Annotated in this window: 14 protein-coding genes; 12 read left to right on the forward strand and 2 right to left on the reverse strand. The window is 63.7% G+C overall.

What is annotated here, in order from left to right; all coding sequences use genetic code 11:
* Positions 1-105 precede the first annotated feature (105 nt).
* Positions 106-819 (forward strand): DNA repair protein RecO, encoded by a 714-nt coding sequence (gene recO, locus AC0GUR_RS17365; RefSeq protein WP_472878757.1) that lies wholly within the window; start codon positions 106-108, stop codon positions 817-819.
* A 16-nt stretch (positions 820-835) separates the two neighbouring features.
* Here the strand turns inward: recO and AC0GUR_RS17370 are convergent, their stop codons facing one another.
* On the reverse strand, positions 836-1,591 hold the full coding sequence (locus AC0GUR_RS17370; protein ID WP_472878758.1) for a response regulator: 756 nt from the start codon (positions 1,589-1,591) through the stop codon (positions 836-838).
* A gap of 44 nt (positions 1,592-1,635) precedes the next feature.
* On the opposite strand from AC0GUR_RS17370, the gene AC0GUR_RS17375 reads away from it, so the two are divergent.
* The 11 genes from AC0GUR_RS17375 to AC0GUR_RS17425 all read left to right on the forward strand — a co-directional run bounded on the left by AC0GUR_RS17375 (position 1,636) and on the right by AC0GUR_RS17425 (position 11,710).
* Positions 1,636-3,657, forward strand: coding sequence for a translocation/assembly module TamB domain-containing protein (locus AC0GUR_RS17375; RefSeq protein ID WP_472878759.1), 2,022 nt, complete (start codon positions 1,636-1,638; stop codon positions 3,655-3,657).
* 45 nt (positions 3,658-3,702) lie between these two features.
* Complete coding sequence (locus AC0GUR_RS17380; protein ID WP_472878760.1) at positions 3,703-4,302, forward strand: YdbL family probable chaperone protein; 600 nt, start codon at positions 3,703-3,705, stop codon at positions 4,300-4,302.
* Positions 4,303-4,376: 74 nt separating this feature from the next.
* Positions 4,377-5,690, forward strand: coding sequence for a 23S rRNA (uracil(1939)-C(5))-methyltransferase RlmD (rlmD, locus tag AC0GUR_RS17385; protein WP_472878761.1), 1,314 nt, complete (start codon positions 4,377-4,379; stop codon positions 5,688-5,690).
* Positions 5,691-5,741: 51 nt separating this feature from the next.
* A complete protein-coding gene (locus AC0GUR_RS17390) occupies positions 5,742-6,269 on the forward strand; it encodes a CYTH domain-containing protein (RefSeq protein ID WP_472878762.1) in 528 nt (175 codons plus the stop codon).
* The gene (gene nagZ, locus AC0GUR_RS17395) at positions 6,263-7,285 is read left to right on the forward strand and encodes a beta-N-acetylhexosaminidase (protein ID WP_472878763.1); all 1,023 of its coding nucleotides are present in this window, start codon (positions 6,263-6,265) and stop codon (positions 7,283-7,285) included. Before AC0GUR_RS17390 ends, nagZ begins: the two co-directional genes overlap by 7 nt.
* On the forward strand, positions 7,282-7,830 hold the full coding sequence (locus tag AC0GUR_RS17400; protein ID WP_472878764.1) for a hypoxanthine-guanine phosphoribosyltransferase: 549 nt from the start codon (positions 7,282-7,284) through the stop codon (positions 7,828-7,830). Before nagZ ends, AC0GUR_RS17400 begins: the two co-directional genes overlap by 4 nt.
* Before the next feature lie 51 nt (positions 7,831-7,881).
* On the forward strand, positions 7,882-8,433 hold the full coding sequence (locus AC0GUR_RS17405) for an NADPH-dependent FMN reductase (RefSeq protein WP_472878765.1): 552 nt from the start codon (positions 7,882-7,884) through the stop codon (positions 8,431-8,433).
* Between the two features lie 28 nt (positions 8,434-8,461).
* Complete coding sequence (locus AC0GUR_RS17410; protein WP_472878766.1) at positions 8,462-9,205, forward strand: S-methyl-5'-thioinosine phosphorylase; 744 nt, start codon at positions 8,462-8,464, stop codon at positions 9,203-9,205.
* Positions 9,206-9,366: 161 nt separating this feature from the next.
* The gene (locus AC0GUR_RS17415; RefSeq protein ID WP_114826723.1) at positions 9,367-9,570 is read left to right on the forward strand and encodes a cold-shock protein; all 204 of its coding nucleotides are present in this window, start codon (positions 9,367-9,369) and stop codon (positions 9,568-9,570) included.
* 374 nt (positions 9,571-9,944) lie between these two features.
* Positions 9,945-10,976, forward strand: a complete 1,032-nt coding sequence (locus tag AC0GUR_RS17420; protein ID WP_472878767.1) for a N(4)-(beta-N-acetylglucosaminyl)-L-asparaginase — start codon at positions 9,945-9,947, stop codon at positions 10,974-10,976.
* 2 nt (positions 10,977-10,978) lie between these two features.
* The gene (locus AC0GUR_RS17425) at positions 10,979-11,710 is read left to right on the forward strand and encodes a copper homeostasis protein CutC (RefSeq protein ID WP_472878768.1); all 732 of its coding nucleotides are present in this window, start codon (positions 10,979-10,981) and stop codon (positions 11,708-11,710) included.
* 27 nt (positions 11,711-11,737) lie between these two features.
* Here the strand turns inward: AC0GUR_RS17425 and AC0GUR_RS17430 are convergent, their stop codons facing one another.
* Positions 11,738-13,507, reverse strand: a complete 1,770-nt coding sequence (locus AC0GUR_RS17430; RefSeq protein ID WP_472878769.1) for an ABC transporter transmembrane domain-containing protein — start codon at positions 13,505-13,507, stop codon at positions 11,738-11,740.
* Between the last annotated feature and the right edge of the window lie 42 nt (positions 13,508-13,549).

Consider the following 13,549-nt stretch of genomic DNA (forward strand, 5'->3'; position numbering starts at 1 on the left):
TGAGCGGTGAGGATGTTGTTGCACATCGCCGCTCCGTGACCATCGGTGACCGATTGCCTGCAGTGGAACCTCGTTCACTGCGTTCGGTCCATTCGTAACCACCTCATGCGCATCGAACAGCAACCGGCCTACGTCCTGCATTCGCGACCCTATCGCGAAACGTCCATGCTGCTCGAATGTCTCACCCTCGACTATGGCCGCCTCGGCATCGTCGCCCGGGGTGTGCGGCGTGAACGTGCGCGCCTGCAGCGGGCACAACTGGAACCCTTCCAGCCGCTGGCTCTCGACATGCTGTTGCGAGGAGAGCTGGCGACGCTGCAGGGTGCGGAAACGATAGGCGCGCCTTTGCGCCTGGTAGGTGATGCCGGCCTGGCCGGGCTCTACCTCAATGAACTGGCGGTTCGACTGACCGGTCGCCAGGACCCGCACCCCGCATTGTTTGACGCTTACGCACGAACCCTGCCGCGTCTTGCGGGCAATGAACCGTTGGCGTGGAGCCTTCGACGCTTCGAACGGGATTTGTTGGAGGCGATAGGTTATGGGCTGCAGCTGGACTTCGAGGCGGAGTCTGGCGAGCCGATCGAGCCCGGCCAGCTTTATCGCTACGTGGTGGAAGAAGGGCCTGCGCCTTGTCGCGCGGGCACGCCCCATGCGTTGCGAGGTGATGACCTGCGCGCACTCGCCGATGACCGGTTGCCTGACGCCGCAGGCCTGTCGGCCTTACGCGTGATGATGCGCGAAGTGATTCGGCACCACCTCGGTGGCGGCGAGCTGCGCGCCTGGCACGTGCTGGGCATGGCTGTGTCGCGGCAGCGCTAACCGGAAGTGTCACCCGTCAGGTAGCGCCACTCGATTCGAGCGCGTCGATGGTGGCAAGTAGCGCACGGCGGAAGCGTGACAGTGGCGCCATCGAGCCCGAGTGGCCGAGCTTGAGGTGGCGTTGCAGTACGGTGGCTTGCGTACCGAGTGCACTCGCGCCGCAAAACCCGCAGGACGAGCGCAGGCGGTGCAGGCGCCCGGCAAGTGCCTCGGTGTCATCCCGCAACACGTCCAGATCCTGATAGAGGCCCACCAGCTCGGCGCGAAGCAAGGTGCGCATGGCCTTCACCACGTCGGAATCACCCATGGTTGCCAATGCCTGCGCGTCATCCAGCAGCGGCATCGCGCCGGCGCCAGCCTGGACCAGGGTTAGGATGCGGCGGAGGTCTGCGACATTGCAGGGCTTTTGCAGCACTTCGCTGAATTCGGCGGCCAACAGTCGTTGCCGCTCTGAAGCATCCATTTCCGCGCTGGTGGCGACCGCGGTGCAGTCGCTGGAACGTGCCCCAGGGTCTCGTCTCAGCGCAGCCAGTACCTCTTCGGCACCAGCGCCGGGCATGCGGCAATCCAGCAGCAGCAGGTCGAAGGCCTCGTCGTGAGCCAGGGCGATGGCGGCTTGCCCATCGTTACAGGCCTGGGCATCCAGGCCGAGGCCGCGCAAGGCCTCCACAAGGAAAAGACGGCTACTGGGGTCATCATCCGCTACCAGGGCGCGGACGGTTTCGGGGGCGGCAGGAGCCTGTGAAGGGTCGCCGGGAAGCGTGTTGAACATGACTAGTCCGTGTCGTTCAGCTGTTTTTGGCAGAATGGCGCGTCATGCGTTTCACATCAAGCTACCTACTACTCAATCTCGGCATCCTGATCTGGATGGGCCTCGCCTTGCCCGCCCGGGCTGACATTGCGCTGGGCGCCAAGGCGGTCAGCATACCCGGCCTGAAGATGCAGGACGTGCAGGCCCAAGTCGGCGAGGACGGTCAGGGTGGGCTGGTGCTCAACCTGAAGGCGGCGAAGGCCGATGTACCGTCGATGGGCTGGAAGCGAATCGGCGTGGATCTGCGGGGCACCTTGCAGCGGGATACGCGCATGCGTTGGTTGTTCGACGGCACGGCCCAGCTGGCAGGCGCGCCCGGTGGTGCGCTGAGCAACGCCAAGGTCGCGGTGGTGGTCGATGAGGCGGCCAATACGCTGGAAGTGGATATCACCCAGGGGGCGGCCCAGGCCAGTACGGCGCTGCCGCTGGACCAGCCGACCCACGCGCAGATCAGCCTCAAGGGCGTGCCAGCCGTCTGGCTGCAGGGGCTGCTGAGCACGGTGTGGTCCGGCCGAGCCACAGGCGGCAAGCTGGATGCGGATATGGCGCTGGACCTTGCTGACAAGGGCATACAGGCGTCGGGCCAGTTCGCGCTGAGCGGGGGTGGATTCGATACGGCCAGCGGCACCTTGGCCGGCCAGTCGGTCAATGGCAACGGCCGGCTCAATATCGACACCACGAATTCACCGTCGCGCATCGACCTGGACGCGAGCCTGCGCGGCGGCGAATTGCTGCTGGGCCCCATTTTTGCCCGACTGCCCGACCACCCGGTGCAGGTAAGCCTGGCGGTGGCGACGCGCAACGGCGCCGTAGACCTCTCGCGTGTACGCGTGGCGGATGCCGATGCCTTGCAACTGGATGGCTCCATGGCCTTCACGGCCAAGGGCGAGCTGCAAAAGCTCCGGCTGGAGCGGGTGCAGGCGCGGTTCCCTGCGGCCTATCAGCGTTATGGCCAAGCCTGGCTGGCGACCTTGGGCATGCGCGATATGCGCGTTGCCGGTCAGCTGAGCGGTGGCCTGGATCTTGAAGCCAGCGGTTTGCGCAGCTTTGCTTTTGATACCGATGGCCTGGATTTCTCCGATGGCGAGGGTCGGCTCTCGGCGAAAGGTTTGCGCGGCGGGCTGGACTGGACCGCGGATGGCGAGCGCCCCGCCACGACGCTGAACTGGCAGGCGCTGCAGGTCTACAAGATGGCCAACGGCGCTGCCCAAACCCGCTGGCAAAGCCGCGGCGGCTCATTGAGCCTGCAGCGTCCTGTGGAGGTGCCGCTGCTCAATGGCCACGTGCGGGTGGGTGATCTCGAGTGGCGCCCGGCAGCAGCCAGGGGCCGCCGAGTGTCGATCTCTATCGCCTTTGCCGGCATCGACATGGCCGCTTTTTCACGGGCCATCGGCTGGCCGGAATTTCCGGGCACCATGGGTGGTGCCATTCCCGCGCTGCGTCTCGTCGATGATCGCATCGAGTTCGATGGCGGCCTGTCGATGAACGTATTCGATGGCTTTGTCGATATCACGCGGCTTACCTTGCAGGGGCCGTTTGGTCCCAGTCCGGTGTTGACCGCCGACGTGCAGCTGCGGCAGCTTGATCTCGCCGCCATGACCAGCGTGTTTGATTTCGGCAGCATCACGGGGCGCATGGACGGCACCATCAACGAGCTGCGCCTGGTCAACTGGAGCCCGGTGGCATTCAAGGCCAACCTGCTGGCGGGTAGCGGTGGACGCATCAGCCAGCGCGCGGTGAACAATCTCACCGCGGTGGGCGGCGGTGGCATGGCCGCGGGCCTGCAGGGTGCGGTGCTCAAGCTGTTCAAGACGTTTGGTTACAAACGTATTGGCCTCAATTGCACTTTGCAGGCATCCGTATGTCATATGGGTGGCCTGGACAGCGATGCAGACGGTTTCACTATCGTTGAAGGCAGTGGCTTGCCGCACCTGCAAGTGATTGGTCATCAGACCCAGGTGGATTGGCCCACCTTGGTTCGTCGTGTAAAAGCCGCCATTCAAGGCAATGGACCGGAAGTCCATTGAACATTCTCACGGTCTGTGAGCCCCACCCCTAAGGAGTTGTCGAATATGCGCAAGCTTGTCTATGGATTGCTGACCACGTGCCTGGTCGCCCTGGTGGGGTGCGTCACCATCAATGTGTACTTCCCTGAGGCGGCTGCACAAAAGGCAGCTGATCAATTCATCGGCACGGTGCTCGACAATGCCGCACCAGCGCCCAAGACCAATCAGCCACCCGCGCCGCCCAAGAAGAGCAATCAGCCGTCGGCGATGTTGCTCGACCTGCTGATCCCGGCGGCCTATGCGGACGAGGCTCCCAATATCCGCATCCAGACGCCAACAACGGACGCCATTCACGGCCGCATGCGGGATCGCTTCCAGAGCACGCTTTCGCCCCTGTTCAATAGCGGTGTCATTGGCTTTACGCATGATGGTCTGGTGGCGGTGCGCGACGCAGCCAAGGTGCCGCTCGACCAGCGCGCCAGCGTGAATGCTGCCGTGGCCGATGAGAATCGCGACCGCAATGCGCTCTATCGTGAAGTGGCCAATGCCAATAACCATCCGGAGTGGGAGGCGCAGATCCGTGGCACTTTTGCCAAAGGTTGGATCGAGCGGGCGCGTGCGGGCTGGTATTATCAGGACTCCTCGGGCGCCTGGAAGCAGAAGTAAGCCGTTCGCCCACCATCTACCCGATTGTCGCGCCCGGGAACCTCACGGCCCGGGCGCATGTGTTTTGAGACTCCATGAAAGAATTCGAAGCCACCATTACTGACCTCAGTCACGACGGCAAAGGCGTCGCACGCATCGACGGCAAGGCCGTGTTCGTCAGCGGCGCGTTGCTGGGCGAAGAAGTGAAACTGAGCATCCGCAAGCGTCACCGTCATTACGACGAAGCGGAAGTGGTGGAGCTGCTCACTCGGTCGCCGCATCGTGTGGAGCCGCGCTGCCAGCATTTCGGTCAGTGCGGTGGCTGTTCGTTGCAGCATCTGGATGCCGCTTCGCAGATCGAGGTCAAGCAGCGCGTTCTGAAAGACAACTTCGAGCGCATTGGCAAGGTGGAGCCCGCGCTGTGGCTGCCGCCACTTACCGATGAGCCGTGGGGTTATCGCCGCAAGGGGCGCCTGTCGGTGCGTGCCGTAGCCAAGAAGGGGCGTGTGCTGGTCGGCTTTCGCGAAGAGAGCAACCCGCGCTTCGTCGCCGACATCAGTCGATGCGAAGTCGTGCATCCCGCGCTGGGCCCCAAGATCGGGCTGCTGGCCGAACTCGTCAGCAGCATGGATGCCGCGAACGATATCCCGCAGATTGAATTCGCCGCGGGCGACGACACGGTGGCGCTGGTGTTTCGTCACATGTCGCCGTTGAGCGAACGCGATCAAACGACGCTTGTCGAGTTTGCCAAGCAGCACGGTTTTGCCATTTACCTCCAGCCAGGCGGTGTCTCCAGCGTGCATCCGCTGTGGCCGGAGCACCCGCGTCTTGCTTTTCGCATTCCCAGTGGCGATGCGTCCATTGATGACGTCGAGCTGGAGTTCCGTCCGCTGGATTTTGTGCAGGTCAATGCCGGCATGAACCGCCGCATGATGGCGCGCACGATGGAGCTGCTTGATCCGCAGCCGAACGACCGCGTGCTTGACCTGTTCTGTGGCCTTGGCAATTTCACGCTGCCCATCGCACGGCGCGTGGCCGAGGTGGTCGGCGTGGAAGGTGAGCATGGGCTGGTCGAGCGCGCCGCCGAGAACGCCGCTCGCAATGGCATCACCCACGCCCGCTTCGAAGTGGCCAACCTGTTTGAAGACCAGCGGCACGCTCATTGGGCGAAGCAGTCGTGGGACAAGCTGCTGCTTGACCCGCCGCGGGCTGGCGCGGACAAGGTGCTCGAGTATCTGGCGCACAAGGAAACGCAGCGTATTGTGTACGTTTCGTGTCACCCCGGCTCGCTGGCGCGTGACGCCGGCATTCTGGTGCAGAAGCATGGTTTCCGCTTGAGTGCGGCGGGCGTGATGGATATGTTCCCGCATACCGCCCACGTGGAGTCGATTGCGCTGTTCGAGCGTTAAGGACCTCGCGTCCTTCATGCAGGCATCACACACCCAATCAACGGACGCAGCATGGGTATCGAGATCGAACGCAAATTTCTCCTGAGTGACGACAGCTGGCGTGCGTCTGTCACGCACAGCGAGCGTATCGCGCAGGGCTACCTGGTGGGCGCGCAGGCGTTGCGCGACGGCACGGCACGCGCTTCCGTGCGCGTGCGCCGGTCGGGAGATCATGCGTGGCTGAATATCAAGTCGGCACAGTTGGGCATCGAGCGAGCTGAATTCGAGTACCCGATGCCGCTGGCCGATGCCGAGCAGATGCTCGCATCGCTGTGCGATGGCCTGCTTGAGAAGATCCGGCACCATGTCACCGTGGATGGCGTGCTGTTTGAAATCGACGAATTCTTTGGCGAAAACGCGGGGCTAGTGGTCGCCGAGGTGGAACTCGCCTCGGTGGATGCATCGTTTCCCCGGCCATCCTGGCTTGGGCGCGAGGTCAGTCACCTCGTTCGCTACTACAACGTCAATCTGATCGCCCACCCGTATGCGCAGTGGACGCAGGATGAGCGGCAAGCCGTCGGGGAGTCGATGTCATGCTGATGATCGGTCTGGCCGGCACCACGCTGACTACTTCCGAGCATGTGTGGCTGACGTCGCCAGGTGTTTCCGGCGTGGTGTTGTTTTCGCGCAACTTCCAGTCACGCGATCAGCTGATGGCGCTGGTGGATGCCATTCGCGACGTCGGTGGCGACGACATGTTGATTGCCGTCGATCAGGAAGGCGGCCCGGTGCAGCGCTTCCGCGACGGCTTCACGCGTCTTCCGCCGCTGTCCGCCATCGGCGCGGTGTACGACCGCGACCCGGAGGATGCGATACGTCTGGCCGAGGAGCACGCCTGGGTCATGTCCAGCGAGCTGCGCGCCAGCGGCGTGGATTTCAGTTTCGCGCCCGTGGTGGATCTGGCGCGCGGCAATGCGGCCATTGGTTCGCGTGCGTTCCATGCCGACCCGGCGATTGCCGCCGAGCTGGCGCAGGCCTATGTGCGCGGCATGCACCTGGGCGGCATGGCGTCGGTGCTCAAGCATTTCCCGGGGCACGGCTCGGTCGCTGTGGATACGCACAAAGCCACCGCCATCGACCCGCGTTCGCTCGACGAGATTCGTCGCGACGATCTGCTGCCCTTCATTGAAGGCATGGCGGCGCATGCCGAGGCCGTGATGGTGGCGCATGTGATCTATCCCGAGGTCGATTCGCAACCTGCAGGGTTTTCGAAGCGCTGGATCATGGACATCCTGCGTAACGAGCTGGGCTTCCATGGCGCGGTGATCAGCGACGACATCAGCATGGCAGCCGCCGGTGCGGCGGGTGGTGCAGCGGCACGCGTGACCGCGCACCTCGATGCCGGCTGCGATCTGGTGCTGGCCTGCTTCCCCGATGTGGTGGACGACACCATTGCGGCAGCTCAGGGACGGGCAGCGACCGCGCCCGAGCGGTTGGCCGCATTGCGCGGCGCCGTGGCATCCACCTGGGAAGGACTTCTCGATAACCCTCAGCGCGATCGATTCATCGCGCGCGTCACGGCGCTCAATCCCGTGGAAGGACACACTTCAGCATGACCACTCAAACCCCTTCATTGGCGGCAGCGCTCGCGGACGCCGATCTGCTGTTCGATCGTCCGGAGCTGGAATCGGTGATTGCCGACATGGGGCGCCACATCGATGCTGCGCTGGACGGCGAGCGCGCGGTGTTTCTCACTGTGATGAATGGCGCGCTGATTTTCGCCGGTCACCTGGCGCTGGCCATTCGCACCGATGTCGAGTTCGACTACGTGCATGCCACCCGCTATCGCGGCGCGACCTCCGGCAGCGAGTTGCACTGGCTGCGCGAACCGGCCGTGGATCTGACCGGCCGCACCGTGCTGCTGGTCGATGACATTCTCGATGAAGGGCACACCTTGAAGGCGGTGCGTGACGACTGCCTGCGCCGTGGCGCGCGCCGCGTGCTGATCGCCAGCCTGTGCACCAAACAGCATGACCGACTGGTCGAGGGTATCGCCTCCGACTTCAATGGCGTGGAGCTGCCGGATCGCTACGTGTTCGGTTTTGGCATGGATTACCACGAGCAGGGTCGCAACCTGCCGGGTATTTACGCGCTGAAGTAAATCCACCCGGCTGGCCATTGATGGCCAGCATCGCGACCATTGGAGTGACACATGAACATCCTGGGCATCTCCGGCAGTTTGCGGCAGGCCTCATTCAACACCGCGTTGCTGCACGCGGCGCAGGAGCTTGCGCCGGCAGGAATGAACATCGTCATTCATCACTTGCACGACTTGCCGCTGTTCAACCAGGACGTTGAAGAGCACGGCGACCCTGTCGCGGTCACTGCCTTCAAGGAGGCGATCGACAGCGCGGATGGCCTGCTGTTTGCGTGCCCGGAATACAACGGCGGCATCACCGGTGTGCTCAAGAACGCCGTCGACTGGGCGTCGCGTGCGGGCAAGTCGCGCAAGGTGGCGCCATTAACTGGCAAGACCATTTGCATCGTGGGCGCCAGCCCCGGCATTACCGGCACCGTGCGCGCACAAGACCAGTTGCGCCTGGTGCTGCGCCGCGCTGGCGCGCGTACCGAGCCGCAGGGCGATGTACTGGTGTTTCAGGCGCATACCAAGATCGTCGAAGGCAAACTCGCCGACGAGCGTACGCGTGAAGCGCTGGGCCGCCATCTGCAGGCCTTTGCCGAGCGCCTGGCTACCACGGCATAAGAACTTCCATTTGAAACAGGAACGACCCGTGACTATCGATCTGGCCGTCATCGGCGGCAGCGGTTTGTACAACTTTCCCGGGCTGGAGAACACCTCCCGTCACCGCATCGACACCCCGTTCGGCGCGGCCTCGGGCGACGTGGTGGTCGGCGAGTTCGCCGGCAAGCGCGTAGCCTTTCTGGCGCGTCACGGCGAAAGCCATACCGTGCCACCGCATCGCGTGAACTATCGCGCCAACCTGTGGGCGCTGCACTCGCTGGGAGCGCGTCGAGTGATCGGTGTGAATGCCGTGGGCGGTATCCGTGCCGATATGGGGCCGCGCGTGATCGTGGTGCCGGATCAGATCATCGATTACACCCATGGTCGCTACACGAGTTTCTGTGACGTTGAAGGTGCGGAAGTTCGTCATATTGATTTCAGCGAACCCTATACCGAGGCATTGCGTCAGCAGTTAATCCATGCCGCCAAGCAAGCCGGTGTGGCCGTGCTGGATGGTGGTTGCTACGGTGCGACGCAAGGTCCGCGCCTGGAGACCCGCGCAGAAATTGCACGCATGAAGCGTGACGGTTGCGACTTGGTCGGCATGACCGGCATGCCGGAGGCTGTGCTCGCACGCGAGCTGGAGCTGGAGTACGCCTGCCTGGCGCTGGTGGCCAATTTCGCCGCCGGCTGCGGTGACGAGGCGGAGATAAGCATCGAAGAAATCTTCGCCCATCTGGCTGCGGCCACCGCCGAAGTACCCCGTATCCTCGGCGTTCTGCTCAAAACCTGAGCAACGGTTTGGGTTTTGATCGAGTCAAAGCCTCGCCCATATTGCGCTTTGCCATGAAACATGTTGATACTTCCGCCGTGCCAGGGGCGGCGGACCAAGGGGTCAAGGTGGTTCAGCGCTTTACCGTGGTGCATCCAGTCCATGATTCAGAGGTTCACGCAATGCGTTTCGGTACGGTCAAGTGGTTCAACGACGCCAAGGGTTTCGGCTTCATCGCACCCGAGGACGGTGGGGAGGACGTGTTCGTCCACTTTTCGGCGATCAACGCCAAGGGCTTCCGCAGTCTGCAGGAAGGCCAGCGTGTGAAGTTCGAAGTCACGACGGGCCCGAAGGGCGCCCAGGCTTCGGGCGTCGAGATCGCCTAATCAAGGCGAGCCGGCGTGCGTGCCGGTCATCGATGTAACGGGAAGCCCCGCGTCGCAAGGCGCGGGGCTTCTGTTTTTCTGGCATGGGGACTCTGGAATTAGGGATGCTCCGAGCTATTCAACAAGGGTGGCATGATGCCCATAACGCATGCTGGGTGTGGGGCGTGGCGCCGCTCAGGCTCGCCGCCTGAGCAAGCCGCGCACCACACCCAGCATGCGTTATGGGCATCACCCAACGGGCCGACTCTGTTTGCCCGCAGCTCCGCGTCGCGCCATCTCGACAGGCAGCCAGCCTGCCTTCGCTGGCGCAACACGCATCTGCGGGCAAACAGAGTCGGTGACACCCTTGTTGAATAGCTCGGAGCATCCCTGAGATGGCAAACCGTAGGGACTTTCTGAAGGCGTCCATTCTTGGGGCATCGGCGGTAGCGCTGGCGGGAGGCGCCAATGCACTGACGGGGCAGGCGACCACAGGCAAGGCGGCGGCGGCCAAAGGTCCCCGCGTCATATCCACCTGGGATTTCGGTGTCGCCGCCAATCTGGCGGCGTGGTCCGTACTAGGCAAGGGCGGCAACGCATTGGACGCCGTGGAAACCGGTGTGATGGTGCCGGAAGCAGACCTGAAGAATCACAGCGTCGGCCGCGCCGGCTATCCCGATCGGGATGGTCACGTAAGCCTGGACGCCAGCATCATGGATGCCGATGGCAGCTGCGGTGCCGTGGCTGCGCTGGAACATATCGCACATCCGATCCAGGTGGCGCGCCGCGTCATGGAGCGCACACCGCATGTGCTGTTGGTGGGCGATGGCGCGTTGCAGTTCGCGCTCGAGCAGGGCTTCAAGAAAGAGGAACTGCTCACGCCCGAATCCGAGGCGGCATGGAAGGAATGGTTGACGACGGCGCACTATCAGCCGTCGGTCAACAGCGAAGTGCGCGACTACGGCAAGACCGGCATGCCGGGTGGCAAGAACAACCACGACACCATTGGCATGCTTGCCATCGATGCGAACGGCCGGCTGGCCGGCGCGTGCACCACCAGCGGCATGGCGTGGAAGTTGCGTGGGCGCGTGGGCGACAGCCCGATCATCGGCGCTGGCTTGTACGTCGATGGGGAGGTGGGTGCAGCGACGTCTACGGGAGTGGGCGAGGAGGTCATCCGCAACGCTGGTAGCTTCCTGGTGGTGGAGCTAATGCGCCAAGGGCGCTCACCGCAGGAAGCCTGTCGCGAGGCTGTCATGCGCATCGTCAAGAAGCGCCCCAACGCGTCGAAGGATTTGCAGGTGGGCTTCCTTGCGATGAACCGTGATGGCGAGGTCGGCGCGTTCGCGATCCAACCCGGCTTCTCCTATGCGGTGTGTGACGCCCAACGACAAGACGGTCTGTTGCCCGCCAAGAGTGTGTACTGAGCATGCCGCTACGCCTGCTTGAGGTCGCTGCCAATTCGCTCACCTCCGCGCTAGCAGCGGAGGCAGGCGGCGCTGGGCGTATCGAGCTGTGCACGGCGTTGGAACTGGGAGGCCTCACGCCGTCGTACGGTGAAATTGCCCTGGTGCGCGAGCGTGTGTCTCTGCCGCTGTATGTATTGATTCGCCCTCGCGCCGGTGACTTCCTCTACAACGACCTCGAACTGGAAACCATGCAGCGCGACATCGAAGCGTGTGCATCACTCGGTTGCGAGGGCGTAGTGATGGGAGCGCTGGATGCCGAAGGTGAAATCGATAAGCTGCATTGCCGGTCGTTGATCGGTGCGGCGGGCAGCATGGGCGTTACCTTTCATCGCGCCTTCGATCTCGTGCGCGACCAGACTCGATCTCTGGAAGAGGTGATTGCTCTGAATGCCGAGCGTGTGCTGACCTCGGGAGGCAAAAGTGTGGCACGAGAGGGTGCGGAACGAATTCGGGCACTGATCGATCAAGCGCGTGGGCGAATCGTCGTCATGCCGGGTGCGGGCATCGCCTCGGACAATATCGCCGAGCTGGCGTCGCTCACGGGTGCTCTAGAGTTTCATGCTTCGGCCAAGCGCGCTCACAGCTCTGGTATGCGCCATGTGCCTACGAATTTGCTTGGCATGGAAGGCGGTGAGACCCGCACTGACGCGCGCGAAGTGCGAGCACTCGTGCAGGCACTGGGTACCTGCTGAGGCTCACCAGCGACGAGCTGTCATCACTCAGGCAGTGAACTGCAATCTCGCCAATTCAGCGTAGAGACCACCTTCGGCAAGCAGGCTCTGATGTGTGCCTTGCGCCACGATGCGACCGCCGTCCATCACCACGATGCGATCGGCACGCTGCACGGTGGCAAGGCGGTGCGCGATGACCAGCGTCGTGCGACCTTTCTCCAGTCGCTCCAGTGCCTGCTGGATGGCTGCCTCGGACTGGGCATCCAGCGCCGAGGTCGCTTCATCGAGCAACAGCAATGGCGCATCGCGCAGAATGGCGCGGGCAATCGCAATGCGCTGGCGCTGGCCACCCGAGAGACGCACACCGCGTTCACCGAGTTCCTCGTCATAGCCCTTGCCCAGGGCGCTGATGAAGTCATTCGCTTCGGCCGCGCGAGCGGCGTCGCGTACTTCGTCATCACCGGCATCCTGACGACCGAAGCGAATATTGTCGGCAGCACTGCCGCTGAAGATCACGGTTTCCTGCGGTACGAGCGCAATGGCTCCGCGCAGTTCGGGCAAAGCCAGTGCGCGCAGGTCGACGCCGTCCACGGTGATGCGACCGCTCTGCGGATCGTAGAAGCGCAGCAGTAGTGCGAACACCGTGCTCTTGCCGGCGCCTGACGGGCCGACCAGCGCCACCGTTTCGCCGGGCCGGATCGCCAGGTCGAAATCGTAGAGCGCCGGCGCGTCGGGGCGGGTGGGGTAGTGAAATGCCACGTTCTCGAAACGCAACGCGCCCTGCATGGGCTTGGGCAGTGGCGTCGGTTGCGCCGGGCTGGTGATCTCGGCGTGCTCTTCGAACAGTTCGCCGATGCGCTCCATGGCGCCCGCGGCACGCAGCACATCACCCCACACTTCGGAGAGACCGGCCAACGAGCCGGCGGCGAAGATCGCATAGAGCACAAACTGGCCGAGCACACCGGCGCCCAGCGTACCGGACAGCACATCGCGTGCGCCGGCCCACAGCACCAACGTGATGGCGCCGAAGAACAGCACGATCACGGTGGCAGTAAGCATCGATCGCATGCCGATGCGCTTGCGCGCCGTGGCCAGTGCGCGCGTGATGGCGCTGCCGTAGCGCGTGCTTTCGATGTCTTCGCGTGCGTACGCCTTTACTGCCGGCGCGGCGTTGAGCGTTTCATTGGCGATGGCGGCGGTGTCGGCCAGGCGATCCTGGCTGGCCCGCGACAGCTTCTGCACGCGGCGGCCAAACACCAGAATGGGCAGCATGACGGCCGGAATCACCAGGGCGGTCAGGCCGGCCAGGCGCGGACTGGTCCACACCATCATCCCGGTAGCGCCGAGCAGCATCACGGCGCTACGCAAGGCGACGGAGATGCCGGAGCCGATCAGGGCCTGGATCACTTCGGTGTCCGTGCCCAGGCGTGAAATCAGTTCGCCGACGCGACTGCGCTCGAAAAAACTGACGTCGAGACGGATCACATGCGCGTACAGCTTGGCGCGCAGCGACGCCAATGCGCGCTCACCCAGCAAGGTGATGCAGTAGTAGCGCGCGGCGGTGGCGAAGGCGAGCACCAGCGCAACGCCGAACAGGCCAAGGAAGGTGGTGTTGATCGCGGCGGCATTGGCGTTGCCGAAACCCTGGTCGATCATGTGCCGCACGGCCATCGGCAGCACCAGGGTGGCCGTGGATGAAATGGCCAGGAATAGCAGCCACCCAAAGGCCAGGCGGCGATGCGGCTTCACGAAGGGCCACAGCTTCAGAAGGGCGCCGACACGTCGGGACGGGCGCTGGGTGTCGGCGGGTTGGTTCATGAAATCCTGCTGTCGTCGTGCGCCGGGCGGGCGCGTGATCAT

The sequence above is a fragment of the Dyella sp. PARNA 12/25 genome (genome assembly GCF_055702865.1).

Coding starts and splice junctions, on each gene's coding strand:
- AC0GUR_RS17400 (WP_472878764.1), top strand. CDS start 7,282: ATGACCACTCAAACCCCTTCATTGGCGGCAGCGCTCGCGGACGCCGAT.
- AC0GUR_RS17425 (WP_472878768.1), top strand. CDS start 10,979: ATGCCGCTACGCCTGCTTGAGGTCGCTGCCAATTCGCTCACCTCCGCG.
- AC0GUR_RS17430 (WP_472878769.1), bottom strand. CDS start 13,507: ATGAACCAACCCGCCGACACCCAGCGCCCGTCCCGACGTGTCGGCGCC.
- AC0GUR_RS17390 (WP_472878762.1), top strand. CDS start 5,742: ATGGGTATCGAGATCGAACGCAAATTTCTCCTGAGTGACGACAGCTGG.
- AC0GUR_RS17370 (WP_472878758.1), bottom strand. CDS start 1,591: ATGTTCAACACGCTTCCCGGCGACCCTTCACAGGCTCCTGCCGCCCCC.
- rlmD (WP_472878761.1), top strand. CDS start 4,377: ATGAAAGAATTCGAAGCCACCATTACTGACCTCAGTCACGACGGCAAA.
- AC0GUR_RS17380 (WP_472878760.1), top strand. CDS start 3,703: ATGCGCAAGCTTGTCTATGGATTGCTGACCACGTGCCTGGTCGCCCTG.
- nagZ (WP_472878763.1), top strand. CDS start 6,263: ATGCTGATGATCGGTCTGGCCGGCACCACGCTGACTACTTCCGAGCAT.
- AC0GUR_RS17405 (WP_472878765.1), top strand. CDS start 7,882: ATGAACATCCTGGGCATCTCCGGCAGTTTGCGGCAGGCCTCATTCAAC.
- AC0GUR_RS17415 (WP_114826723.1), top strand. CDS start 9,367: ATGCGTTTCGGTACGGTCAAGTGGTTCAACGACGCCAAGGGTTTCGGC.
- AC0GUR_RS17420 (WP_472878767.1), top strand. CDS start 9,945: ATGGCAAACCGTAGGGACTTTCTGAAGGCGTCCATTCTTGGGGCATCG.
- recO (WP_472878757.1), top strand. CDS start 106: ATGCGCATCGAACAGCAACCGGCCTACGTCCTGCATTCGCGACCCTAT.
- AC0GUR_RS17375 (WP_472878759.1), top strand. CDS start 1,636: ATGCGTTTCACATCAAGCTACCTACTACTCAATCTCGGCATCCTGATC.